Source organism: Streptomyces sp. NPDC087440 (assembly GCF_044744005.1).
Lineage (GTDB): Bacteria > Actinomycetota > Actinomycetes > Streptomycetales > Streptomycetaceae > Streptomyces.
On record NZ_JBIUXN010000024.1, the window covers coordinates 106,828 to 128,791 of the forward strand.

At 73.3% G+C, this 21,964-nt stretch carries 21 protein-coding genes; 7 read left to right on the plus strand and 14 right to left on the minus strand.

Annotated elements, in window-relative coordinates:
• Nucleotides 1–8 precede the first annotated feature (8 nt).
• Together ACIO3O_RS35365 and ACIO3O_RS35370 are read right to left on the minus strand one after the other, a co-directional pair.
• Nucleotides 9–1,037: a hypothetical protein gene (locus ACIO3O_RS35365; protein ID WP_401752990.1), complete on the minus strand. Its 1,029-nt coding sequence runs from the start codon at nucleotides 1,035–1,037 to the stop codon at nucleotides 9–11.
• Nucleotides 1,038–1,123: 86 nt separating this feature from the next.
• Nucleotides 1,124–1,570, minus strand: a complete 447-nt coding sequence (locus ACIO3O_RS35370) for a GNAT family N-acetyltransferase (RefSeq protein WP_401752991.1) — start codon at nucleotides 1,568–1,570, stop codon at nucleotides 1,124–1,126.
• A gap of 161 nt (nucleotides 1,571–1,731) precedes the next feature.
• On the opposite strand from ACIO3O_RS35370, the gene ACIO3O_RS35375 reads away from it, so the two are divergent.
• Nucleotides 1,732–2,289, plus strand: a complete 558-nt coding sequence (locus tag ACIO3O_RS35375) for a TIGR03086 family metal-binding protein (RefSeq protein WP_401752992.1) — start codon at nucleotides 1,732–1,734, stop codon at nucleotides 2,287–2,289.
• Between the two features lie 68 nt (nucleotides 2,290–2,357).
• Here the strand turns inward: ACIO3O_RS35375 and ACIO3O_RS35380 are convergent, their stop codons facing one another.
• The 4 genes from ACIO3O_RS35380 to ACIO3O_RS35395 all read right to left on the minus strand — a co-directional run bounded on the left by ACIO3O_RS35380 (nucleotide 2,358) and on the right by ACIO3O_RS35395 (nucleotide 5,379).
• Nucleotides 2,358–2,699 carry a peptidase inhibitor family I36 protein gene (locus ACIO3O_RS35380; protein ID WP_401752993.1) on the minus strand — a complete coding sequence of 114 codons (342 nt, stop codon included), beginning with the start codon at nucleotides 2,697–2,699 and terminating at the stop codon, nucleotides 2,358–2,360.
• Nucleotides 2,700–2,845: 146 nt separating this feature from the next.
• Entirely contained in the window at nucleotides 2,846–4,033 is a 1,188-nt protein-coding gene (locus ACIO3O_RS35385; protein ID WP_401752994.1) for a GDSL-type esterase/lipase family protein, read from the minus strand.
• Nucleotides 4,034–4,076: 43 nt separating this feature from the next.
• Nucleotides 4,077–4,781, minus strand: coding sequence for a spermidine synthase (locus tag ACIO3O_RS35390; protein WP_401752995.1), 705 nt, complete (start codon nucleotides 4,779–4,781; stop codon nucleotides 4,077–4,079).
• A 259-nt stretch (nucleotides 4,782–5,040) separates the two neighbouring features.
• Entirely contained in the window at nucleotides 5,041–5,379 is a 339-nt protein-coding gene (locus tag ACIO3O_RS35395; RefSeq protein WP_401752996.1) for a hypothetical protein, read from the minus strand.
• A gap of 472 nt (nucleotides 5,380–5,851) precedes the next feature.
• On the opposite strand from ACIO3O_RS35395, the gene ACIO3O_RS35400 reads away from it, so the two are divergent.
• Entirely contained in the window at nucleotides 5,852–7,054 is a 1,203-nt protein-coding gene (locus ACIO3O_RS35400) for an ABC transporter substrate-binding protein (RefSeq protein ID WP_401752997.1), read from the plus strand.
• A gap of 48 nt (nucleotides 7,055–7,102) precedes the next feature.
• Here ACIO3O_RS35400 and ACIO3O_RS35405 read toward each other — a convergent pair whose 3' ends face one another.
• The 3 genes from ACIO3O_RS35405 to ACIO3O_RS35415 form a co-directional block, all read right to left on the minus strand.
• Complete coding sequence (locus ACIO3O_RS35405; protein ID WP_401752998.1) at nucleotides 7,103–8,245, minus strand: alpha/beta hydrolase; 1,143 nt, start codon at nucleotides 8,243–8,245, stop codon at nucleotides 7,103–7,105.
• 77 nt (nucleotides 8,246–8,322) lie between these two features.
• Nucleotides 8,323–9,648, minus strand: coding sequence for a D-arabinono-1,4-lactone oxidase (locus ACIO3O_RS35410; RefSeq protein ID WP_401752999.1), 1,326 nt, complete (start codon nucleotides 9,646–9,648; stop codon nucleotides 8,323–8,325).
• A 31-nt stretch (nucleotides 9,649–9,679) separates the two neighbouring features.
• The gene (locus tag ACIO3O_RS35415; RefSeq protein ID WP_401753000.1) at nucleotides 9,680–11,005 is read right to left on the minus strand and encodes a glycosyltransferase; all 1,326 of its coding nucleotides are present in this window, start codon (nucleotides 11,003–11,005) and stop codon (nucleotides 9,680–9,682) included.
• A 169-nt stretch (nucleotides 11,006–11,174) separates the two neighbouring features.
• Here ACIO3O_RS35415 and ACIO3O_RS35420 point away from each other — a divergent pair, with 169 nt between their 5' ends.
• A complete protein-coding gene (locus ACIO3O_RS35420; protein WP_401753001.1) occupies nucleotides 11,175–12,623 on the plus strand; it encodes a glyceraldehyde-3-phosphate dehydrogenase in 1,449 nt (482 codons plus the stop codon).
• Nucleotides 12,624–12,727: 104 nt separating this feature from the next.
• Here the strand turns inward: ACIO3O_RS35420 and ACIO3O_RS35425 are convergent, their stop codons facing one another.
• A complete protein-coding gene (locus ACIO3O_RS35425; protein ID WP_401753002.1) occupies nucleotides 12,728–13,384 on the minus strand; it encodes a response regulator in 657 nt (218 codons plus the stop codon).
• Nucleotides 13,381–14,526 carry a sensor histidine kinase gene (locus tag ACIO3O_RS35430; protein WP_401753003.1) on the minus strand — a complete coding sequence of 382 codons (1,146 nt, stop codon included), beginning with the start codon at nucleotides 14,524–14,526 and terminating at the stop codon, nucleotides 13,381–13,383. The genes ACIO3O_RS35425 and ACIO3O_RS35430 overlap by 4 nt, the downstream gene beginning before the upstream one ends.
• Nucleotides 14,527–14,692: 166 nt before the next feature.
• On the opposite strand from ACIO3O_RS35430, the gene ACIO3O_RS35435 reads away from it, so the two are divergent.
• Complete coding sequence (locus ACIO3O_RS35435; protein ID WP_401753004.1) at nucleotides 14,693–15,205, plus strand: DUF6326 family protein; 513 nt, start codon at nucleotides 14,693–14,695, stop codon at nucleotides 15,203–15,205.
• A 243-nt stretch (nucleotides 15,206–15,448) separates the two neighbouring features.
• The gene (locus ACIO3O_RS35440; protein ID WP_401753005.1) at nucleotides 15,449–16,636 is read left to right on the plus strand and encodes a D-alanyl-D-alanine carboxypeptidase family protein; all 1,188 of its coding nucleotides are present in this window, start codon (nucleotides 15,449–15,451) and stop codon (nucleotides 16,634–16,636) included.
• A gap of 24 nt (nucleotides 16,637–16,660) precedes the next feature.
• Here the strand turns inward: ACIO3O_RS35440 and ACIO3O_RS35445 are convergent, their stop codons facing one another.
• A complete protein-coding gene (locus ACIO3O_RS35445) occupies nucleotides 16,661–17,749 on the minus strand; it encodes a sensor histidine kinase (RefSeq protein WP_401753006.1) in 1,089 nt (362 codons plus the stop codon).
• A 134-nt stretch (nucleotides 17,750–17,883) separates the two neighbouring features.
• Between ACIO3O_RS35445 and ACIO3O_RS35450 the strand changes: the two genes are divergently transcribed.
• Both ACIO3O_RS35450 and ACIO3O_RS35455 read left to right on the plus strand, forming a co-directional pair.
• Nucleotides 17,884–18,939 (plus strand): endonuclease/exonuclease/phosphatase family protein, encoded by a 1,056-nt coding sequence (locus ACIO3O_RS35450; RefSeq protein ID WP_401753007.1) that lies wholly within the window; start codon nucleotides 17,884–17,886, stop codon nucleotides 18,937–18,939.
• 250 nt (nucleotides 18,940–19,189) lie between these two features.
• Nucleotides 19,190–20,014, plus strand: a complete 825-nt coding sequence (locus ACIO3O_RS35455) for a matrixin family metalloprotease (RefSeq protein WP_401753008.1) — start codon at nucleotides 19,190–19,192, stop codon at nucleotides 20,012–20,014.
• Here ACIO3O_RS35455 and ACIO3O_RS35460 read toward each other — a convergent pair.
• Both ACIO3O_RS35460 and dnaN read right to left on the minus strand, forming a co-directional pair.
• A complete protein-coding gene (locus tag ACIO3O_RS35460; RefSeq protein WP_401753009.1) occupies nucleotides 19,901–20,596 on the minus strand; it encodes a hypothetical protein in 696 nt (231 codons plus the stop codon). The two genes, ACIO3O_RS35455 and ACIO3O_RS35460, sit on opposite strands and share 114 nt — an antisense overlap.
• Before the next feature lie 63 nt (nucleotides 20,597–20,659).
• Nucleotides 20,660–21,823 (minus strand): DNA polymerase III subunit beta, encoded by a 1,164-nt coding sequence (dnaN, locus tag ACIO3O_RS35465; protein ID WP_401753010.1) that lies wholly within the window; start codon nucleotides 21,821–21,823, stop codon nucleotides 20,660–20,662.
• Between the last annotated feature and the right edge of the window lie 141 nt (nucleotides 21,824–21,964).

Sequence of the window (21,964 nt, forward strand, 5' to 3'; positions counted from 1 at the left end):
ATGGCTGCTCACTGCATGTTCTGGAGGTGGGGGTGACGGGGGTCGTCGGCGCACACGTAGAGCTGGAGGGTGTACCCGCGCCCGATGGTGAGCCGAGTGGCGCAGGCCGGCCCGAGGAAGTGCAGTCCGGTGTACGTCGCGTCCTCGACGGGCCGCCAACTCCCGTCGCCCCCGCCCCACTCGGTGCCGTCGACCGTGAGCAGCGGCCGCACGCCGGAGCCGCATTCCGGGCAGGCCATGTCGAAGGGGTCGGAGAAGCTCCAGGGCTCGTGCCCGAGTGCCTTGAAGCCGGGGGCGACTGCCAGATCCAGCTGGTAACAGGGCCCGTCCGGTTCGTCGTCCTCCTCCCGCTCCTGCTCCTCGTCCCACGCCTCGATGCGGTCGGCGAGCTGCTCCGGGAGGATGTGCGGGGCCGGGTACTCGGTGACCTCCTCGGGGTGCAGGACGCAGGGCGCGGGCACGTACTCCTCGCTTCCGACGACCGGCGGGTGCGGTACGGACGCGGGCGGAGCCGGGTCGGTGACCTCGGCGGCGGCCCGCCAGCGCAGGGCGGTGCGCGGCACGTAGGCGTCGTCGGGGTGGTCGAAGGGGCACCACAGCACCTGGAGCAGGTCCGTGCCGTCGGGGAACGGCAGTGCGGGCACGTCGGCCGCGTAGAGCTGGGCCACCGGCAGCATCGGAAGCGGTCCCGCCACCGGAATCCGCCGTTCCGCGCGGAGCCCGTCGAGAGTCTCCCGCTCCTCCTCGCTCAGCAAGTCCTCGTCGTCCGCCCGGTGCCGGGCCCACGCCTCGGCGAGCATCCGCCGCGACTGCCGTATGTCGTCGGGTGCGAGCCCGAGCAGCCACGGCCCGCCGTGCTCGGCGCAGGCCGGCCACTTCTCCGCCACCGGCCACAGCAGCGGCCCGCCCACCGAGGAGTCCGCCGCGGTGGGCGCACCGGCCCTCGGGTGCAGCCGTATCGAGGTCCGCGCGAGGGGCGCGAGTTCGGGGAAAACGGCGGTGATGTCGACGGGTCGGGGCGGCGTGGTGCGGGTCATGGGAAAAGGCTAGACGGCACCACTGACAACGCCCTTCCCGCAAGGCCAATGCAGCTCACAACCGCTCACAGCCGCTCCCCGGCCGGTCACAGGGTGAGCTTGAACCCGTCGTGGCTGCGCTCGAATCCGAGCGAGGCGTAGAAGCCGTGCGCGCGGGTGCGGGCCTTGTTGCTGGTGAGCTGGACCAGGGTGCAGCCCCGGGCCTTCGCCCGGTCCACGGCCCGGGCGAGCAGCTCCCGGCCGAGGCCTTCGCCGCGCCGGTCGGCCCGGACCCGTACCGCTTCGAACAGCGCCCGCTCCTGCCCGTGGCGGCCGAGGCCGGGGATGTAGGTCGCCTGGAGGCAGCCCAGGACCAGGCCGTCCTCCCCTTCCAGTACGAGGAGTTCATTGCGCGGGTCGGCGTCGAGGTCGCGGAAGGCCTGCTCGTAGGCATCGTCGACGACGACGGTCGAGGGGTCCACGGTCGCGTTCTCGTGGACGACGAGGGCCAGCACGGCGGGAAGGTCGGCGCGGGTGGCGGTGCGGAGGATCACGGAAGCATTGTGCGGGGCGGGAATGAGGGCGGATGCGGCGGCCCCCGGCCGATGAGTTCGGGGCCCTGCGCCGGTCTGTACTGGTGAACGCGCTCCAGGCGCGTGGCCGACGCGCGTGGCTGAAGCGCGTGGCCGACGTATGTGCACCGAGGAGGAATTCCGTGATCGATCTGAAACCGGCCTGCCGCACCATGCGTGCCGTACTCGACGGAGTGTCCGACGCTCAGCTCACGCTGCCGACGCCGTGCGAGAAGTTCGGCGTGGGGGATCTCGTGGACCATGTGGTGGGATTCACCGGCGCGTTCACCGCCGTCGCCCGTGGGGAAGCCGCTGCCGCACCCGTCGCGGAGCCCGACGCGTCGCACTTGGCGGCGGACTGGCGCAGCACGCTGCCCGGACGGCTGGGTGAGCTCGGCGCGGCGTGGGACGACCCCGCGGCCTGGGAGGGCGCGGCCGATGCCGGGGTCGGGCTGGAGCTGCCCCGGGCCCTGTGGGGGCGGATCGCGCTCACCGAACTGGTGGTGCACGGCTGGGACCTCGCGCGGGCCACCGGTCAGCCCTTCGACGTACCCGAGCCGACCTTGCGCGTGTGCTTCGACCATGTGTCGACCTTCATGGACGGCGCACCGGTCGAGGGGCTGTGGGGCCCGCCCGTCGAGGTCGCCCGGGACGCGCCGTTGCTGCACCGGCTGTTGGGGGCGACCGGCCGCCGACCGTGACGAGACGGCCCGCCCGCCCCTGGCCGGGAACGGGCGGGCCCGGTGCGGGTTTCAGCGCACCTGGGGCCTCACGGGCCGATGACCGCTATGGACTTGACCGTCGCGCCCGGCTTGGTCTGCCCCCAGTGCTTGGGCTTGACGTCGTTGTGCGAGCCGTAGCAGGACACGTCGCTGTAGAGGCGGATGGTCCGCTTGGTCTGGTTGGAGACCGTCTTGCCGCTCCACGGGTTGCAGCCCGGCGAGGGGTTCACCCGGCTGGTGCGCTTGGTGCCGCCGAAGTCGTTCTTCGACCAGGTGCAGACCGATCCGGCGCGGCACACCGAGGAGGCGGAGGCGGTGCCGGTCGCGGCGCTGACGGGCAGCAGCGCGAGGAGCGCGGCGCCGCCGAACGCGAGCATTTTCTTCCTCAAGGGGGTACTCCAGGTTCCTTGCCGATCTTCACTCATGTACGGAATCGAGCATTCCGGCGCCCTCCGGCCCAGGTCAACGCCCTCCTGACAACCTCCACGGCCCGTGCACGACCCTGCCCCCTCGGCAGCGCGCCGCCAGAGCACCGTCAGAGCGCCGCCAGCGGTCCGCCCGGGACGAAGGCGTGTTCGGCGAAGCGCTCGGCGATGCGGCGGTGGGTGGCTGCGTCCGGGTGGAGCCGGTCCGGGAGGGGGAGTTCGGCGTGGTCCTTCTCGCCGTACAGTTCGCGGCCGTCCAGGTGGTGGAGGTTCGGGTCGGTGGCGGCCCGCTGGGCGACGATGCGGGCGAGTTCGGACCGTACGACAGTGAGAGTGAGCTTGCCCGTCGCGACCTCGGCCGGGTCGCCGGCCGCCTGGAAGCGGATGCGGCCCTCGGCGAGGGAGGCGAAGTCCGGGGCGCTGGGGCCGGGGGTGTCCTCGTGGATCGGGCACAGGATCGAGGAGACGACGAGGAGCGGGGTGGTGGGGTGCCCCTCGCGGATCGTGTCGAGGAAGCCGTGCACGGCGGGGCCGAGCGCGCGCAGGCGCATCACGTCGGTGTTGACGAGGTTGATGCCGATCTTGACGCTGATCAGGTCGGCGGGGGTGTCCCGCATCGCCCGCGCCGTGAACGGGTCGAGCAGCGCGCTGCCGCCGAAGCCCAGGTTGATCAGCTCGACGCCGCCGAGCGAGGCGGCCAGCGCGGGCCAGGTGGTGGACGGGCTCTCGGCGTCGGAGCCGTGGCTGATCGAACTGCCGTGGTGCAGCCAGACCTTGCGGCCCTCCGGCACGGGCGAGGGGGCGACGGGGGCGTCCGTGCGCAGGGCGACGAGCTGGGTGATCTCGTTGTACGGCAGCCAGATCTCGACGTCCTTCTCGATGGCGGCGAGGCCGTCGAAGCGGACGGTGCCGACCGGGCCGGGGACGGTTTCGGCGGTGCCCGTGGTCATGTCGACCAGGAGGGTGTTGCCGCCGGTGGTGCTCGCGCGGTCCGCGAGGCGGCCGTCGATCAGGAGGTCGTAGACGCCGTCGGGGCGCTCGGGGGCACCCTTGTACGCGTTCTTCGTGCGCAGGGTGTCGAGCTCGACGACGGTGGCGCGGGTGCGGAAGGCGAGGCGTACGCCGCTGGGCTGGGCCTCGGCCATGGTGAGCTGGCCGTCGGGAATCTGGGCGCGGGCCCCGGTGGGCAGCCGGTGCGGCAACAGACCGTGCGCGGTGCGCTCCAGGTCGAGCGCACCGCGTACGAGGTCGGGGGTGAGGGGGGTGGCGGTCAGGCCGGTGACGTGCGGAGTGTCCATGCCTCCACCCTGCCAAACGGACTGGGCGCCCCCGCTACGAGGGCTACCGGGGCCTGCGCGCCAGGTGCACCACGTCCGGCACGCCCCGGGCCACCGGCACCTCCAGCGTCCGTACCTCCGCGAAACCGGCCCGGCGCAGCGCGTCCTCGAACGCCGTCGAGGGCTGCGCGGACCACACCGCGAGCACGCCCCCGGGGTTGAGGCGGCGCAGGCAGGCGGCGAGGCCGGTGGGGGTGTAGAGGTTGCGGTTGTCGTCGGTGACGGTCCAGTCGGGGCCGTTGTCGATGTCCAGGCACAGGGCGTCGTACGTGTCCGCCGCCGGGCCCGTGTCGCGCAGGTGGGCGATCAGGTCGGCGAGCACGATCCCGACCCGGGGGTCGGCCTGCGCGTCGGCCGTAACGGTGTCGAGGGGCCCCTCGCGGTGCCAGTCGACGATGGCCTGCTCGCGCTCCACGACCACGATGCGGCCCCAACGGTCCTGCCCCGCCGCATGGGCGAGGGAGAAACCGACGCCGAGCCCGCCGATGAGCACGGAGGGGCGCGGCGTGCCCGGCGCGGGGTCCAGGACCTCGTACGCCGCGTCCACGAGGAGTCTCTCGGAGCGGCCGTCCGACGTGTCCATCAGGAAGCACCCGTTGGCGATGATCTCGTACGTCTCCCCGCGCTGCCGCAGCACGACGTCGCCGTACGGCCCCTGACGGTGGTCGAGTTCGACCGGGCCGGTGTGATGGAGGGCGATGGCCTGCATGAAGGGCTCCATTCCGTGACCGAGGTTTCCGGTCACCCGACGGCACAACGACGTGCGGCCGGTGAGGGTTCCAGCCTCCGCCGCGCCGACGTCACGCCGCGTGCCTCGCAGGGGAGTTGAGGGCGGCCAACGCCGAAGAGCGGCCGTCGGCACGAGGGCCGACGACCGCTGCTCGGGAGCTTCGCTCAGAATTCCGTTCCGCCGGACTCCGTTGCGCCGGAGTCCGTTCCCGTTCCGCCGGAATCCGTCAGCATTGCGCTCAGCAGGTGACGATCTTGCCGTACGAGCCGAGCTTCCACTTCCAGGTGCTGCCCTCGCCGTTCTGGTAGGTCCAGCAGGCGCCGTCGGGACCGTTGTTGATGACGACCTTCACATGCATGGTCGTCCCGCAGTTGTTGCGGACCGTGACCTGCTTCTTCTGCTTGATGACGTCCCGGGTGACGCAGGCGGGCGCCGTCCCCTGGATGCGCAGGCCGGACGCGGACTGGTCAACCGCTGCGGCGGGGGCGGCCGTCGCGGTGGCGGGGAGGACGAGCCCGCCGCCGAGTGCGACGGCTGCGGTGGCGACGGCGAGGCGCTTGCGCGGGGTGCTGAACATGATGAGGGTTCCTCTCCTCGTAGTTGCGTGGTGGTGGCGTGGTGGTTGCGTGGGTCCCGGTCGCCCGGGGCCTCCGGGGCGGGAGCGGCGAGTGGTGCTGCCGTCCTGCTCTGTCCATCAGGTTTCCGGGGCGGCCCGCCAACTGGCCAGTGATCGGCCCGAAGTGACGTCCCCTTGGGATGTCCCACCCCCTGACCTGCGGGGACACACCTCCGGAGGACGTGATCACGGGACGCCCCGCGGGGGACGAAGTGACGGGTGGGGGCGTGAAGTTACGCATGCCGGGGGGCGCGGGGTAACGGACAGCCCCGCGCCGTCACCCGTGGGGTGGAAGAACATCGGCCGATCGGCCCAGCCCTCAGGTCCTTTCGGCGGCGTCCGGCGTCCCCCCTGCGGGGCCGGTGCCAAGGTCGGGGCGTTCCGGCCCCGCGGGGCCGGAGTTCCCGGACCCGAGGATGACGAGGACACGCGCATGCACATCTCACGACGTTCCGCACTGATCGCCGGGGGCGCCCTGGCCGCCCCCCTGGCCCTGTCCGGTGCCACCGCCGCCCTGGCCGCCCACTCCCCCTCCACGGCCCCGTCGGCCGCCGACCGGTACAAGCCGCTGCCGATCGGGCTGTTGGTCGACGTGTCGGGCCCGACGTCCGTACACGGTCAGCGGCAGCGCCTGGGCGCGGAGTACATGGCCCGGCAGCTGAACGCCGCGGGCGGCCGTCGGCCGGTGGAGCTGGTGTTCGCCGACACGGGCGGCAACCCGAAGACCGCCCTCACGGCGGTCCGCAAGCTGATCGCGGGCGGCGTGCGGGCGATCGTCGGCACGTCGACGCCGCAGACCTTCGAGATCGCCGTGGCGGAGGCGGAGAAGGCCCGCATCCCGATCGTGACGCCGCTGGGCGGCGGGCTGAAGCCGCCCGCGTCGAAGTACGCGTTCCGCACCGGGGGCAGCGCGGTGCACATCTCGTCGGTGATCCTTTCGGGCCTCAGGCAGCGCGGCCTGAAGAAGCTCGCCGTGCTGTACCCGGACGTGAAGATCGCCGACGAGCTGGAGGCGGAGCTGCGCCGTCAGGCGAAGACGGCGGGCGTGGAGATCGTGGCGGTGGGCCGGGTCACCGAGGGGGCCAAGGACGTGAAGCCGTCGCTGCGCCCGCTGCTGAAGGCGGACCCGGACGCGCTGATGCTGTGGGTGGTGCCCCCGTACAACGGTCTGGCGGCCAAGGCGGCGCGCGAGCTGGGCTGGGAGGGGCCGCTCTACCTGAGCCCGTCCGGCGCACACCCGAAGTTCTTCACGGCGGCCGGCGAGGCGGCCGAGGGGGTGCGGGCCGTCGCCCCGTGGTCGGTGATCGCGGACTCCGCCCCGGCCCTGCTGCCGAACCGGGAGCTGCTCCGGGAGTTCGCCGCCGGTTTCCAGAAGGAGCACGGGCCGCTGGGTTCGTACGTCTCGTACGGTGCGGACGCGGTCGGCATCCTCAGCGAGGCGTTCACGCTGGCCGGGGACGAGGGCCGGGCGCTGCACACGCTGGAGCGCATGGCGTACGTGGGGGTCACCGGGGTCTACCGGATGCGGCCGGACAACCACGCGGGGCTGCTGCCCGGGGCTCTCACCATGGCGATCGGCCACAAGGGCGGCTGGGTGCGCGACGAGAAGTTCGCGACGGACCCGAAGAAGGCGTAGCAACGCGGGGCGGGAGGACCCGGGGCCCTCCCGCCCCGCCTCCGCCCCTCACGGCCCGACCCCCGCCCCACTCCCCCTCCGCCACGGCCGCGACGCCGGGAGCGGGTCGTGGAGTTCGGCGGCGAGGAAGTCCGTGACCTGACGGAGTGCGGCGTGGGCGGCGTGCGTGGCGTACAGGTTGTTGCGGGACAGGAAGTCGTGGACGATCGCGGGGTAGCGGGTGGCGAGGACCCGGTTCCCGGCCGCGCGCAGCCGGTACGCGTAGGCCTCGCCCTCGTCGCGCAGCACGTCGGCCTCGGCCGTGACGACCAACGCCGGTGCCACATGGGCGAGTTGACCGTCCGTCGCACGGAGCGGGGCGGCGGCCGGGTCCAGCCGGGCCGCCGGGTCGGGTACGTACGCCTCCCAGAACCAGCGCATGGTGCGGGCGGTGAGGCTGTACCCGGTGGCGAACTCCCGGTAGGACGCGGTGTTCATCCCGGCGTCCGTCACCGGGTACAGCAGCACCTGCGCGCGGAGCCGGGGCCCCGGCCACCGCTCGGCGCGCACGGCGAGCGCCGCGGCCATCGCGCCGCCCGCACTGTCACCCGCGACGGCGACCCGCGCCGGGTCGATCCCCACCCTTCTCCCCTCCCTCCTCAGCCACCTCACCACCGCCTCCGACTCGTTGAGGGCGACCGGGAAGCGGGCCCCGGGGGCGTGGCTGTAGTCGACGAGGACGACGGCGGCCCGAATGCGCGTGGCGAGCTGGCGCACGAGCCGGTCGTGGGTGGCCGGACCGCCCAGGATCCAGCCGCCGCCGTGCAGGTACACGACGGCGGGGAGGTCCGCGGCCGCACCGGCCGGCCGATAGACGTACGTCCGTACCGTCGCCCCTGCCGTCGCCTTCGCCTCCGCGACGTCCGTACGGGCGCGTCCGTACGGTACGTCCAGCCGCCGCACGACGGCTCCGGGCGCGTCGACCGGCACCAGCCGCTGGCCCTTCTCGTAGCGTCGGCGGGCCTGCTCGGGGGTGCTCCGCCAGATGGGCACGGCCTTGGCGGAGGCGGCCACGGCCTTCGCGGCGGCGGGCTCCAGCACGGGGCCGGAGCTGCTCGCGGGGGACGCGGGGGCGGGGGCGAGCCCTGCGGGGGCGAGGAGCAGCAGGAACAGTGCGGCGGCGGCGATCCCCGCACGACCACGCCGCGCCACGCCGAAAGGACCGACCTGGCCGACCGCGCCGACCGGACCGACTGGACCGACCCGATCGCCCCGCCCCACCGGGGCCCTCACTCCCCCACCTCCAGCACCCTCCGCACACCGGCCCCCAGGAATCGCCCTCCCGGGTCGAGCCCCTCCCGCACCGCCCGGAACTCCTCCCACCTCGGGTACAGCCCGCGCAGCCGGTCCGCCCCGAACCCGTGCTCCTTGCCCCAGTGCGGACGCGCCCCCGCCTCCCCGAGCACCGCCTCCGCGGCCTCGAACCACCGCGTCCGCCCCGGCCCGGCCGGTGCCGCCAGGTTGATCCACGCGGTGCGGCGGCCGTACGCGGGGCTCAGCCAGACGTCCTCGGCGGGGCCCGGCCGCAGTTCGAGCGGCAGGACCGGGGTGAAGCCGGTCCGGGCGAGCGCCGCGCCCAGGACCGGCAGCACGGCCGGCAGGTCGTCGAGCGGGATCGCGTACTCGCGCGCCGTGAAGCGCATCCACTGGTCGAAGACCAGGCCGCGATGGGCGGGGACGGTACGCGGCGGGCCGGGAGCCGCGCCGGACGCCCGGGCGAGCACCCGACGGGCCCGCCGCCACCGGCGCCCCGCGGGCATCCGCGCGGTTGCCTCGCGCAGCAACCAGCCGCGCACCACGTCGTCCCGCAGCGCCCTGAGCCGGGGTGCGCGGGGTTCCGGCCCCAGGGGCGGGCCGGTCCGTCGCAGGGTGCGGTGCCGCACCCGCTCCTCCCAGGGGAACCAGAACGCCGAGACGTGCTCGGCGGACTCCGCCCACCCGGCCGGGTCCTCCAGCACCGCCCCCAACGGGCCGTATTCCTCGCGGAGTTGAAGCAGGTGCGCGGGTACGCAGCGGAGCGTGACGGCGGTGACGACCCCGAGGGTGCCGAGCGAGAGCCGGAGGGCGTTCAGCCGGTCCGCCCCGTCACCGCCGACATCGAGGAGGGCCCCGTCGGCGGTGGCGAGGCGCACCGCGGCGACCTGGGCCGACAGGGAGGGGTGGCGGCCGCCACCGTGGGTTCCGGTGGCGACGGCGCCCGCGACGGTGGGGGCGGTGGTCGTGCCGAGGCCGTGCACGGCGAGCCCTCGGGCGGCGAGCGCGGTGGCGAGGGCGCCGATGGAGGTACCGGCGGCGACGGTGACCTCGGTGTCCTGGCCCGCTCCACGGGTGGCCAGGACACCGCGCAGACCGCGCATGTCGACGAGGACGCCGGTGGTGTTCACCAGGGGCGCGAACGAGTGCCCGGCACCGGCCGCCCGCACCGGGAGGTCCCGCTCCGTCGCGTACGCGAGGAGTTCGGCGACCTCCTCCTCCGAGCGCGGCCGGGCGTACAGGTGCGGCACGCAGCTCTGGGTGCGGCTCCAGCTGCGCCAGGTGCGGTGCCGACGGGTCATGCGGTCGCCCCTTCCGAAGGCGTGCGGACGCTCACGGCCACAGGACCGGGCCGAACCGGTCGGCGATCGGGGCGAGGGCGAAGGTGCGTCCCGCCCACGCGCGGGCGGCGGCACCGCAGCGGGCCCGCCTCGCGGCGTCGGCGAGGAGTTCCATGCCGCGCGCGGCAAAGGCGGCCGGATCGTCGGGGGCGGTGACGACTCCGCCGCCGGAAGCGGCAACGACGCGGGCGGTCTCGCTGTCCGGCGGGGCGGCGGCGAGCACACACCGGCCGGCCGCCAGGTACGCGAGGACCTTCGACGGCGCCGAAACGGCTGCCGCGTCGGCGGCGAGGGTGACCACGAGCACGTCCGCCGCCGCGAACATGGCCGGGACCTCTTCGTACGGACGGAAGTCGAGGAGTTCGAGCCGGTCGAGGCCACGGGTGCGGCGGCGGTCGGCGAGCAGGTCGCGGCCGGAGCCCTGGCTGACGACCAGCAGGCGTCCGGTGCGGCGGCGGGTGCAGGCGGCGGCCAGCTCGGCGAGGAGTTCCGGGGCGTGGCGGTCGTCGAGGGCACCGGCGTAGACGAACAGCGGTCCGCCGCCGAGCTTCTGTGCCGGGGGCCAGGGTGCACGGGCCCCCGGCAGGTCCAGCGGGGCCCAGTTGGGGACCAGGGTGAGGCGGTCGTCGGGCACACCCAGTTCACGGGCAGCGTCGGCGAAACCGGGGGTGACGGCGACGACGTGGTCGCTGGCGCGGAGCGCGCGGGCTTCGAGGGCGGTGGTGTGGGGGTCGGCGCCGGGGAGGGCGGAGTGGACGTCCTGGAGCCAGTACACGCAACGCCAGCCACGCGCTCGGGCCAGCCGCAGGGCGCCCCACTGGACGGCGGGGTGGGCGTTGCCGCAGAGGAAGGTGGTGCGGGGGGCGGGGGCGGGGGCAGGAGGAGTGGGGGTGGAGGTCGGGGTGGGCGGGAGCGCCTGCTCCAGGCCCGCCAGGTAGCGGTCGACATCGGTGCGGGGGCCGGGACGCGGGCCGGTCGGCCGTACCGCTCGGGCCGCTCCACCCGCGGGTGCCGCTCGTACCCCACGTACCCCTCGAACTGCTCGTTCCGCTCGCACGGCTTGCACGGCTCGTTCTGCCCGTTCTGCTCGCACGGCTCGTACCGTGAGCCCCTCCACCCCCGCCGCCCCCGTGTCGCCCCGGGTCCCCACGTGGTCCTCGCGGTAGAGGTGCAGGACCGCGGCCCCGCGGCGGGCCAGTTCGCGGCTCAGGTCGAGCTGGAAGGGGTGCCCCAGGTAGTCGTGCAGCACGAGCGCACGACCGTGCGGCAGCCGCGTACGCCGACCGCCGAACGCCTCGCCCACCGCGCTCTCATCCATCCCCGGAGCATCCCCCGCCCCTCGCTCCTCGCACACCCGCCGCCCCTCGGCGCTCCCCCGTTCGCGCCCCCTTTTCCCTCTACCCGCCCCTCACCAGGCACCTCGTGCGTGGGCCGAAAACCGGAGGGTTAGCATATGAGCACCGCCTAGCTCGAAAGAGAAGAAGCCTGTGACTGCTGTCAATGACGACCCGTTCACTCACTGGACGCACCGCGAGGAAATCGCGGAGTCGATGATCCCCGTGATCGGAAAGCTGCACCGGGAGCGTGACGTCACGGTCCTGATCCACAGCCGTTCCCTGGTGAACAAGTCAGTGGTGAGCATTCTCAAGACCCACCGCTTCGCCCGGCAGATAGCCGGCGAGGAGCTCTCGATCACCGAGACCCTCCCCTTCCTCCAGGCGCTGACCACCCTCGACCTGGGCCCCTCGCAGATCGACATCGGCCTGCTGGCCGAGCTGTACCGTGCCGACGACCGCGGTCTGTCGGTCGAGGAGTTCGCCGCCGAGGCGGTCGCCGGTGCGACCGGTGCGAACAAGATCGAGCGCCGCGAGTCCCGCGACGTCGTGCTGTACGGCTTCGGGCGCATCGGCCGTCTGCTGGCCCGTCTCCTGATCGAGAAGGCCGGTTCGGGCAACGGTCTGCGGCTGCGCGCCATCGTCGTCCGCAAGGGCAAGGGCCAGGACATCGTGAAGCGCGCCTCGCTGCTGCGCCGCGACTCCATCCACGGCCAGTTCCAGGGCACGATCACGGTCGACGAGGACAACGACACGATCATCGCCAACGGCAACGTGATCAAGGTGATCTACTCCGACGACCCGACGCTGGTCGACTACACGGAGTACGGCATCAAGGACGCCATCCTCATCGACAACACGGGCCGCTGGCGCGACCGCGAGGGCCTCTCCAACCACCTGCGCCCGGGCATCTCCAAGGTCGTCCTGACCGCCCCCGGCAAGGGTGACGTCCCGAACATCGTGCACGGCGTCAACCACGACACGATCAAGCCGGACGACGCGATCATCTCCTGCGCGTCCTGCACCACGAACGCGATCGTGCCGCCGCTGAAGGCGATGGCCGACGAGTACGGCGTGCTGCGCGGTCACGTCGAGACCGTCCACTCCTTCACCAACGACCAGAACCTCCTGGACAACTACCACGGCTCCGACCGCCGCGGCCGGTCCGCGCCGCTGAACATGGTCATCACGGAGACGGGCGCGGCCTCCGCCGTCGCCAAGGCGCTCCCGGACCTCAAGGCCCGGATCACCGGCAGCTCGATCCGCGTCCCGGTCCCGAACGTGTCGATCGCGATCCTCAACCTGCGCCTGGAGCGCGAGACCACCCGCGAGGAGGTCCTCGACCACCTGCGCGACGTGTCGCTGAACTCGCCGCTGAAGCGCCAGATCGACTTCATCAGCGCGCCGGACGCGGTCTCCAGCGACTTCGTCGGCTCGCGCCACTCGTCGATCATCGACGCGGGCGCGCTGAAGGTCGAGGGCGACGACGCGATCCTCTACCTCTGGTACGACAACGAGTTCGGCTACTCCTGCCAGGTCATCCGGGTCGTCCAGCACGTCTCGGGCGTCGAGTACCCGACCTTCCCGGCGCCGGTGGCCTGACGGCCGGTCCGCCCGGGTGCCGCCCGTTCTCCGTACCGTCTCCGCACGGCCGTACGGAGCGCGGGCGGCACCCTTTTGTACGGGCAAGGCTGCTGCGACCTCGGTCAGCGGTGTCGGACGCGGCCGGTCTCGTGGGCCCACATGGCGACCTCGACGCGGTTTCGGGCGCCGAGCTTGCGCATCAGGCCGGCGAGGTGGGCCTTGACGGTGCTCGGGGTGATGAAGAGCTCGTCGGCGATCTCGTTGTTGGTGCGGCCCCGGGCCACCGGGACGAGGACTTCCTCCTCGCGGGCGGTGAGCGGTTCCGTCGGCTGCCTCGGTGGTGAGGGCTGCGCGTGGGCGAACGCCGCGAGCAGCCGGACCGTGACGCTGGGCGCGATCAGCGCGTCTCCGGCCGCGGCGGCGTGGACGGCCTGGGTCAGCAGGGCGGGTCCGGCGTCCTTGAGCAGGAACCCGCGGGCTCCGGCCCGGAGCGCCCCGTGGACGTACTCGTCGAGGTCGAAGGTGGTGATGACCACGATCGGCAGGGGATCGGGGACGCCGGGGCCGGCCAGGCGCCGGGTGGCTTCGATGCCGTCCATCAGCGGCATCCGGATGTCGAACAGGCCGACGTCGGGGCGCAGTCGGAGCGCCATGCGGACGGCCTCGCGCCCGTCGGCTGCCGCGCCGACCACGTCGATGTCGGGCTGGGCGTCGAGCAGCATCGTCAGCCCGGTGCGCACGATGTGCTGGTCGTCGGCGACGAGGACCCTGATGCTCATCGTGGCGTCCCGGTACGGGGCAGGACCGCCTCCACCCGCCAGCCCCGCTCGGCGGCGGGGCCGGCGTGGAAGGTGCCGCCGAGCAGTGCGGCGCGTTCCCGCATGCCCACCAGGCCGTAACCCGCCGGGGCGCGGCCGCCGGCGGCGGAGCCGTCGTCGGCGACGGTCAGCCGTACCCGGTCGGCGTCGCCCGTGACGGCGACGGTGACCCGGGTCGCGTGGCGGGCGTGCCGTCGGGCGTTGGTGACGGACTCCTGGGCCAGGCGGTAGACCGCGGCCCCGACCACCGGGCTGAGGTCGTCGAACGCGCCGGACAGCGTCACCGCGACGCGGGGACGCGTCCGACCGTCGGTGGCGAGCTGCTCGACCTCGGCCACGCCGGGCTGCGGCGCGAACGCGGTGTCGTGGGTGGCGCGGAGCACGCCGACGATGGCGCGCAGCTCGGTGAGGGTGCGGGTCGCCGCGTCCTCGATGACGGCCAGGGCCTCGACGGCACGCTCGGGGTGGGAGGCCGCGACGGCACGTCCCGCCTGGGCCTGGATGGCGATGCCCGAGACGTGGTGGGCGACGGTGTCGTGGAGTTCACGGGCGAGCTGTTCGCGTTCGCGGGCCTTGGCCTGGTCGATGTCGCGGACGAGGATCTTCGTGTGGTAGCGGATCGCGGCGCCGAGGGCGGCGGCGAACAGGAAGAACCCGTAGGAGGCGACCGCGTCCGCCGGGCCGGTGGTGTCGGCGACGTTGGTGACGGTCAGCCAGAGCAGGATGACGCCGAGGCCGATCGCGGCTTCCCGGCCGGAGCCCCACCGGAACAGGGCGTAGGCCAGGATCAGCGCCGCGGAGACGCTGTTCAGCAGGGCGCCCTGCGACCCGGTGAGGATCCTGACGAGGTCGACGACCGTCAACGTGCCGAAGGAGACCGCGACCGCGACGAGCGGGAGCGTGCGTCGCCACGGCAGGGGGCCGAGGACCGCGAGCACGGCGAGCAGCAACAGCGGTCGTGGCGCCAGGTTCTGACGGAGCATCACTTCCACCAGCGACCAGCAGATCAGTACGGCGACCAGGACCCCGTCCCGCGGCCTCCGGTCCGGGGCCTGCGCGGGTCGGGGTTCGGCCCACAGCGAGCGGAGTGCGTTGGCGGCCATCCGGTCAGCCTAGGCGGCCCGCACGCTCGCCGTATCCGCCGAAAGTACAAGAACACGGCTGTGCCAACGGCCAGTTCGCATCAGGCTCCACGGCCGATGTGCCCGCCGCCCGCATCCAGGAACGTGAAGGCGGAAACACCCACCGGTCGAGCCAGGGAGCACTGCGATGAACACGCCTCCGTCCCCCACCGCACACCAGAGTCCGCCGTCCCAGAACACACCGTCCCGGCACACGCCGCGAGATCCGCGCCTGCCCGTGCGGGCCGAACTCGCAGCAGCGTGGACCAGCTTGATGTTCCTCTACATCTACGTCGACTACCTCGCCCTGTACAAGCCCGGCTTCGTCGACGGCATCCTGGCCGGCACCGTCCACGAGTTCGACACCGGCCCCACCTTCGTCACCCTGTCCCTCACGCTCACGGCCGTCCCGGCCCTCATGATCCTGCTCTCCGCGACCCTGCCCGCCCGCGCCAACCGCACCCTCAACCTCGTCGCGGCAACGCTCTACATCCCCGTCTCCGTCTACAACGCGGCAGGCGAGTCCTGGACCTACGCCTCCTTCTACGCCCTCTCCATCGGACTGGAGGTGCTCCTCCTGGCCTTCGTCCTCCGCTCCGCCTGGACCTGGCCCCGCCGCACCGCGTCACCGGGGGAACGTCCCGCTGCCGGAGCGGAGTGAGCCCCTTCCTCGCGCTCCTCCCGGAGGGGGCGTGACCATCCGTCACCGCCCCTGGTGCCGCGCGGGCCCGGTTCGTGGCGTGTACGGTCACGGGGCACCCGCGCGGGTACGGACGGCGGCGCCGGGGTGACCGGGGGACGGGATACCGGGCCCGTGCGTTCCCTTCTGGGCCGTGGGAAATTCCACTCCCGGGCGGGCCTTCCAGGGCGATGCGGGGGTGTCGGGCTGCGATACGTTCGGGCGATGCGTTCTTCCCTCTCCCCGCAGTTCAGGCGCGGGATCGTCACCCTGACCGCGAGCGCGGTCGCCGCCCTCGCCGTGGCCACTCCCGCGGTGGCGAAGGACGACAAGCCGAAGACCCCTCCGGCGCAGATGTCGGCGGTCGGCGGGGCCGCCCTCGCCCAGCCGGGGCCGCAGGCCGGGGCGGGTGCGCCCGCGCTGCCCAAGGACCTGTCCTCGCTGTCCTGGATCGTCTCGGACGCCGACAGCGGAGACGTCCTCGGCGCCTCGAACGCGCACTGGCCGCTGCCGCCCGCGAGCACCCTGAAGATGCTCTTCGCGGACACCGTGCTGCCGACCGTCCCGCACGGTCTGAGCCACAAGGTCACCGACGCGGAGCTGCGCGGCATGGGCGCGGGCAGCAGCGCGGTCGGCATAGTGCCGGGCCGGCAGTACCAGACGGACGACCTGTGGCGGGGCGTGTTCCTGCGCTCGGGCAACGACGCCGTGCACGTGCTCGCCGCGATGAACGGCGGCGTCGACAAGACCGTCGCCGACATGCAGAAGCGGGCCATCGCGCTCGGCGCGAAGGACACCCATGTGCGCAGCCCCGACGGCTACGACGCGCCGGGCCAGGTCTCGTCGGCGTACGACCTGACGCTGTTCCTGCGCGAGGGCCTGAAGAACGCGGACTTCAAGGAGTACTGCTCGACGGCCGAGGCGAAGTTCCCGGGCGGCCCCTCCACGAAGGGCAAGCCGTTCGCGATCTCCAACACCAACCGGATGCTGTCCGGCATCGGCGGCGTCGACAAGTACCCCGGTCTGATCGGCGGCAAGAACGGCTACACCTCGCACGCGGGCAACACCCTCGCCGAGGCGGCGACGCGCGACGGCCGCACGCTGCTGGTGACCGTGATGAACCCGCAGACGAAGAAGCACGACGAGGTGTACGTCGAGATGCGCAAGCTGCTCGACTGGGGTTTCCAGGCGGCCGGGCGCACCCAGCCGCTGGGCAGCCTCGACCAGAAGTCCCCGCTGGCGTCGCCGTCGGCGAAGGGGGCCGCCGGGGCGAGGGCCACGGGCGCGATGACCGAGGACGGGTCGATGGGCGCGCTGGGCTGGACGGGCATCGGGGCGGTGGTGGTGGTCGCGGGCGGCGCGATCGCGTTCGCGCTGAAGCGGCGTCGGGCGGGGGAGAGCGCGGCGGAGTAGCCCGCCGCGCCGGGGGCCGAAGGGTTACGTGGTGGGCAGTTCCACCGTGACGCGCAGTCCCCCGTCCTCGCGCGCCGCGAGGGTGAGCGTCCCGTCGTGCACCCGGGTGATGGTCTGGACGATCGCGAGACCGAGCCCGACGCCCCCGTGATCCCCGCGCACGCGCTCGGTGCCGCGCCGGAACGGTTCGGTGAGCTGCGGGACCAGGCCCGGGCTGAGCTGCTGCCCGGTGTTCTCGACCGTGAGCAGCGCCGTCCGGGGGCGGACCTCCGTGCGGACCCGGACCGTGCCACCGTCGGGCAGGTTGTGCACGATCGCGTTCTGCACGAGGTTCACGGTCAGTTGCAGCAGGAGGGCGGGCGAGCCGGGTACGAGGGCAATCTCGCCGTCGGTCTCCACGGTGACGCCGTGCTCCTCCGCCAGCGGCAGGAGCGTTTCGGCGGCCTCCTCCGCCAGCAGCGACAGGTCTGCTTCCTCCCGTCGTCCTTCCCGTACGAACGACCGTTGCTCGGCGCGGCTGAGCAGCAGCAGCGCCTCGGTGAGGTCGATCGCCCGGGTGTTGACGGCGTGCAGGCGGCCGATGACCTCGGCGGTGTCGCAGTGCGGGTCGGCGCGGGCCACGTCCAGGAGCGTCTTGGAGATCGCCAGCGGGGTGCGCAGCTCGTGCGAGGCGTTGGCGGCGAAGCGCCGCTGTTCGGCGACGTGCGCTTCGAGGCGCTCCAGCATGCCGTCGAAGGCGTCGGCGAGTTCGCGGAACTCGTCCCTGCGGCCCTCCAGCCGGATGCGGTGGGAGAGCGACCCGGTGGTCGCCGTACGGGTGGCCTCGGTGATGCGGTGCAGCGGGGCGAGCATGCGCCCGGCGAGGAACCAGCCTCCCAGCAGGCCGAAGAGCAGCAGGAACGCCAGGACGACTCCGGCCATCGGGGCGAACCCCTGCACGAAGTCCGTGCCCGGGGTCGCCGTCCAGGCCCCCTCCGCGTTGGTCTGCAACCAGCCCTTGCGCAGGAGGACCACTCCCATGGCGGCCAGCAGCAGGCCACCGGCCAGCATGAGGAATCCGGCGTAGCTGAGGGTGAGCTTGAGGCGTGCGCTCATGCCGGGCCGCCGGTCCACGGACCACTTCCTCGCGTCGGGTGCCCGGAGGGTTTCCGGGGCGGTGAAGTCATGAGGCTACGAGCCGCCGCCTATCGCCCGCATATCGAAAATCCGATACGTGACGACAACGGCGCAGCGGGTTGACTGGCGGCATGACGCTCACCCCGCCCCCGGCTTCTCCGCCCTCGACCGAACCCGCTCCGCTTCCCGGCGCCACGCCTGCGCGGGACACCGACGCCGCCCCCGGCCCCTGGCGGCGCGGCCCCGTGCTCGCGGTGCCGGCGCTGCTGGTCGGTCTGGTGATGCTGCTGCACGCGTGGATACCGGATGTCGGGGGGCTCGGCAGCCTGGTGGAGACCTTCCTGCCGTGGTGCGGCGCGGTCGTCGCGGTACTGCTGGTCCTGGCGCTGCTGCGCCGGTCCGCCACCGCGCTGGTGGCCCTGCTGCTGCCGGTGACGGTGTGGCTGAGCCTCTTCGGCGGGCTGCTCACCGACAGGTCCGGAGCGCCCGGCGACCTGACGGTGGCCAGTCACAACGTCGGCGCGGGGAACGCCGACCCGGCCGGTACCGCCCGCGCCCTGGCGGCCTCCGGTGCGGACGTACTGGCGCTGGAGGAGCTGACGGCGGAGGCCGGCGGAACGTACGAGAAGGAACTCGCCAGGACCTATCCGCACCACGCGGTCAGGGGGACGGTCGGGCTGTGGAGCAGGCTGCCGCTGTCGGACGTGCGGGCCGTGGACACCGCGATGGACGCCGGGCCGCTGGGCGACGCCAAACCGGAATCGGCCAGGATGCCCGACAACCGGGCCCTGCGCGCCACCGTGGCCACCGGTCGCGGGCCGCTCGCCGTGTACGTGGCCCATCTGGGGTCGGTACGGGTCACCCATCGGACGGGGTTCGGGACGGCGGACCGCAACCGGAACGCGCAGGCGCTCGGCGAGGCGCTCGCCGCCGAGCGCAGCGAGCGGGTGGTGCTGCTGGGCGACTTCAACGGGACGGTGGACGACCGTGCGCTGTCCGCCCTCACCTCGCGGATGCGTTCAGCGCAGGAGGAGGCGGGGGACGGCTTCGGCTTCACCTGGCCCGCGTCGTTCCCGGTGGCGCGGATCGACCAGATCCTGGTGCGGGGCGTGCAGCCGTCGCGGGCGCGGGTGCTGGCGGGGACGGGGAGCGACCACTTGCCGGTGGCGGCGGACGTGAGCTGGTAGTCCGGGGGCGACCGGTTGCCTCCGGTCGCCCCCGACGATCGGTGACCGGTCGCACCCGGCGATCGGTGGTCGGCCGTGTCCGGTGATCGGTGGTCGGCCGTGTCCGGTGATCGGTGGTCGGCCGTGTCCGGTGATCGGGTTCATCGTCCCGGCCATCGGAGCGACACGTCCGGCCCGGCGCTTTGACGTCCGGCGGGAGCGGGAAGGGCCGCAGCTCAGCCCCCACGCCGCGTCCCCGACTGGAGGTCCGATGTCCCGCGCTCCCCGTTCGCGCCGGGTTCTGCTGCCCACCGCCGTCTCCACAGTGCTCGCCGCCGCCCTGCTCGGCGGCACCGCCCCGCCCGCCGCCTCGTACAGCGTGGTGGGTCCCGGCTGGCAGGGCCCCGACATCACCTGGCGCATCGTGGAGTACAGCCGCAAGGAGTCGCTCCGGGGCAAGCAGCACCTGGTGGAGCGGGTGGTGGAGAACGCGATGCGGGAGTGGTCGAAGGCCAGCCGCAACGTCCGCTTCCGGAAGGTCGACGGCGGGCACGCGGACATCGAGATCCGGTTCGTGACCCGCGCCGACCGCATCGTCTCGCCGCTGGACCCCTCTTTCGGTTCGCCCTTCGACGGGCCGGGCGGCGTCGCGGCGTTCGCGTTCTTCCCGCCGCGCGGGGACCTGTACTTCGACGACGAGGAGGACTGGGACCTCTCCCCGCCCGCCCGGCACCGTGCGCTGCGGCCGGCCCCGGGCAGCCGGGGCCTGGACCTCTACCAGTCAGCCCTGCACGAGGTCGGCCACAGCCTCGGCTTCGGGCACAGCGACGACCCCCGGTCCGTCATGCAGCCCGATGTGACGGACCGCCACGTCCTGGGCCAGGACGACGTACGGGCGGTCCGGGACCTGTACGAACGCCGTCCCGGCACCCGGGCGGCCGCCGCCCCCGCCGGCGTCCGGGCCGGAACCGGAGCCTGTCTGCTACGCCAGCAGTCCCGCCCGGCGCAGCGCCCCCACCGCGTGCGGAACCTCTTCTTCCGCGAGACCGGCCCCGGCGAGGAACGCCCGTACCGCTTCTTCCTCCAAGGCCCCTGACTCGGCGTGGGCCAGCAGCCGGGCGCCTGCCTCGGGGTCGACCTCGGCGTCCGGGTCGATGCTCTCGTCGTCCAGCCAGGGTTCCAGCTCCCGCACCACCCCGCCCCGCGTGAACAGGCGGCCCATCCCGCAGTCGAGCCCGTCGTCGTCGAGGTCGCCGGGGTAGGGGGCACGGGCCCAGGCCCCGTCCTCGTACCAGTACACGCAGCCGATCTCGTACGACTCGATCAGGTCCCGCAACAGCTCCAGCGGCAGCCAGTCCGGGGCCCCGGCCAGCACGTCGATGGCGGGCTCGTGCCACTTGACCGCGCTGGACTCGTCCTCCCCGTACAGCACGTACCGGCCGTCCCCGGAGCGGCGCAGGGCCCACCAGGTCGATCCGGCGTCGTCGTACCGCAGGGTGTCGTCCCGCCCCGAGGCCAGCCAGAAGCCGGTGCGGTGCACCTCGGGCTCCGCCTCCCGCTCCCGTGTGCTGAGCAGCCCGGCCAGCACGCCCCAACGGGCCCAGAGGACGGGCGCGGCCGGAAGGTCCCCGGGAAGCCCGGGGCGGTGGGCGGACGGGACGGCGGTGTCGGTGCTCATGTGGTTCCCCTGGGTGTGGTCGTACGGGTGACCGTACGGGTGGTCGGTTCGGCTCGGTCCGGCTCAGCTCAGCTGCCGTACGGACATGAGCAGGTGACGGTGGTCCCCGGGCGCGGTGTCGTCCGCCTCCCCCTCCCGTATGCCGCTGAGCAGCGCCCGCCGGCCGGGGCCGAGCAGTTCGAAGCGCACCTGCGGGGCGGTGAAGGAGCTGAGGGCCTCCCCGAGGTAGGCCGGGTTGAAGGCGACGGCCATGTCTTCCGCGCCGGTGAGCTCGGCGGCGACCTCCTGGGCCGCGACGTCGTCCTCGTAGCCCGCCTGGAGCAGGACCGTGCCCCGGGCCGAGAAGTCGAGGCGGATCGGGCTGTTCGGCTCCGCCACGACCGCGACGCGGCGGACCGCGTCGGCGAGCTGTGCGCGCGGGACCACCGCGACGGCCGGGTCCTTCAGGGCGAACAGCTTGTCGTAGCGCGGCAGTCGGCCTTCCAGCAGCCGCACGGTGGTGTGCATCCCGGCGCCCTCGAAGGAGACCAGTCCGCTGCCCGGGCCGCCCGGACCGCTGAGCCCGACCCGGACGAGCCCGGACCTGGCCAGCGAGCGGGCGATGTCGGTGAGCCGCCGCCCGGGGACCACCACCTCCACCGCGTCGCCCTCCGCGAAGTCCGCGAAGCCCTCCGCGTCCGGCTTCCACTCCAGCGTCCGCACGGCGTAGCGGTAGCGGTCGGAGGCGGTCAGCGTCAGGGTCGTGCCGTCCAGCCGGAGGCCCAGCCCGGTGAGGACCGGCAGCGATTCGTCGCGCCCCGCCGCAATCACCACCTGGGCGACCGCCTCCGCGAACGCACCGGCGTCCACCACCCCGCGCGGCTCGGGGAGCTTGGGCAGCACCGGGTACTCGTCCCTGGGCAGCGTGGAGAGCCCGAAGCGCGTGCCGCCGCCCTCGACGGTGAACCGCGCGCCCTCCAGTCCGCAGCTCACCACGGCCTCCGGCAGCACCTTGCAGACGTCGAGGAGTCTGCGCCCCAGCACCAGGACCTGGCCCGGCGTCACCGTCTCGGCCGGTACCTCGACGGTGGCCGCCACCTCGTAGTCGAAGCCCGAGATGCGCAGCAGCCCCTCCCCCGCCGTCAGCAGCAGGCCGCCCAGCACGGGCACGGGCGAGCGCGCGGGCAACGACCTGGCCGCCGCCGTGACCGCCTCGACCAGTGCGCCTCTCTCGATCCGGAACTCCATCGGTTCTCTCCCCACCCCTGCGCCTCAGTTGATCCCTTCACGCTAGACGCCACCACTGACAACGCCCCCTGACCAGGTTCTTTCGTGAATCGGGCCACACTTGGGCCACTCCGGACCACGGATTCGATGCGCTGCCGCACC

Coding starts and splice junctions, on each gene's coding strand:
- ACIO3O_RS35365 (WP_401752990.1), bottom strand. CDS start 1,037: ATGACCCGCACCACGCCGCCCCGACCCGTCGACATCACCGCCGTTTTC.
- ACIO3O_RS35385 (WP_401752994.1), bottom strand. CDS start 4,033: ATGGACACTCCGCACGTCACCGGCCTGACCGCCACCCCCCTCACCCCC.
- ACIO3O_RS35390 (WP_401752995.1), bottom strand. CDS start 4,781: ATGCAGGCCATCGCCCTCCATCACACCGGCCCGGTCGAACTCGACCAC.
- ACIO3O_RS35395 (WP_401752996.1), bottom strand. CDS start 5,379: ATGTTCAGCACCCCGCGCAAGCGCCTCGCCGTCGCCACCGCAGCCGTC.
- ACIO3O_RS35400 (WP_401752997.1), top strand. CDS start 5,852: ATGCACATCTCACGACGTTCCGCACTGATCGCCGGGGGCGCCCTGGCC.
- ACIO3O_RS35410 (WP_401752999.1), bottom strand. CDS start 9,648: ATGACCCGTCGGCACCGCACCTGGCGCAGCTGGAGCCGCACCCAGAGC.
- ACIO3O_RS35415 (WP_401753000.1), bottom strand. CDS start 11,005: ATGGATGAGAGCGCGGTGGGCGAGGCGTTCGGCGGTCGGCGTACGCGG.
- ACIO3O_RS35425 (WP_401753002.1), bottom strand. CDS start 13,384: ATGAGCATCAGGGTCCTCGTCGCCGACGACCAGCACATCGTGCGCACC.
- ACIO3O_RS35430 (WP_401753003.1), bottom strand. CDS start 14,526: ATGGCCGCCAACGCACTCCGCTCGCTGTGGGCCGAACCCCGACCCGCG.
- ACIO3O_RS35435 (WP_401753004.1), top strand. CDS start 14,693: ATGAACACGCCTCCGTCCCCCACCGCACACCAGAGTCCGCCGTCCCAG.
- ACIO3O_RS35440 (WP_401753005.1), top strand. CDS start 15,449: ATGCGTTCTTCCCTCTCCCCGCAGTTCAGGCGCGGGATCGTCACCCTG.
- ACIO3O_RS35450 (WP_401753007.1), top strand. CDS start 17,884: ATGACGCTCACCCCGCCCCCGGCTTCTCCGCCCTCGACCGAACCCGCT.
- ACIO3O_RS35455 (WP_401753008.1), top strand. CDS start 19,190: ATGTCCCGCGCTCCCCGTTCGCGCCGGGTTCTGCTGCCCACCGCCGTC.
- ACIO3O_RS35460 (WP_401753009.1), bottom strand. CDS start 20,596: ATGAGCACCGACACCGCCGTCCCGTCCGCCCACCGCCCCGGGCTTCCC.
- dnaN (WP_401753010.1), bottom strand. CDS start 21,823: ATGGAGTTCCGGATCGAGAGAGGCGCACTGGTCGAGGCGGTCACGGCG.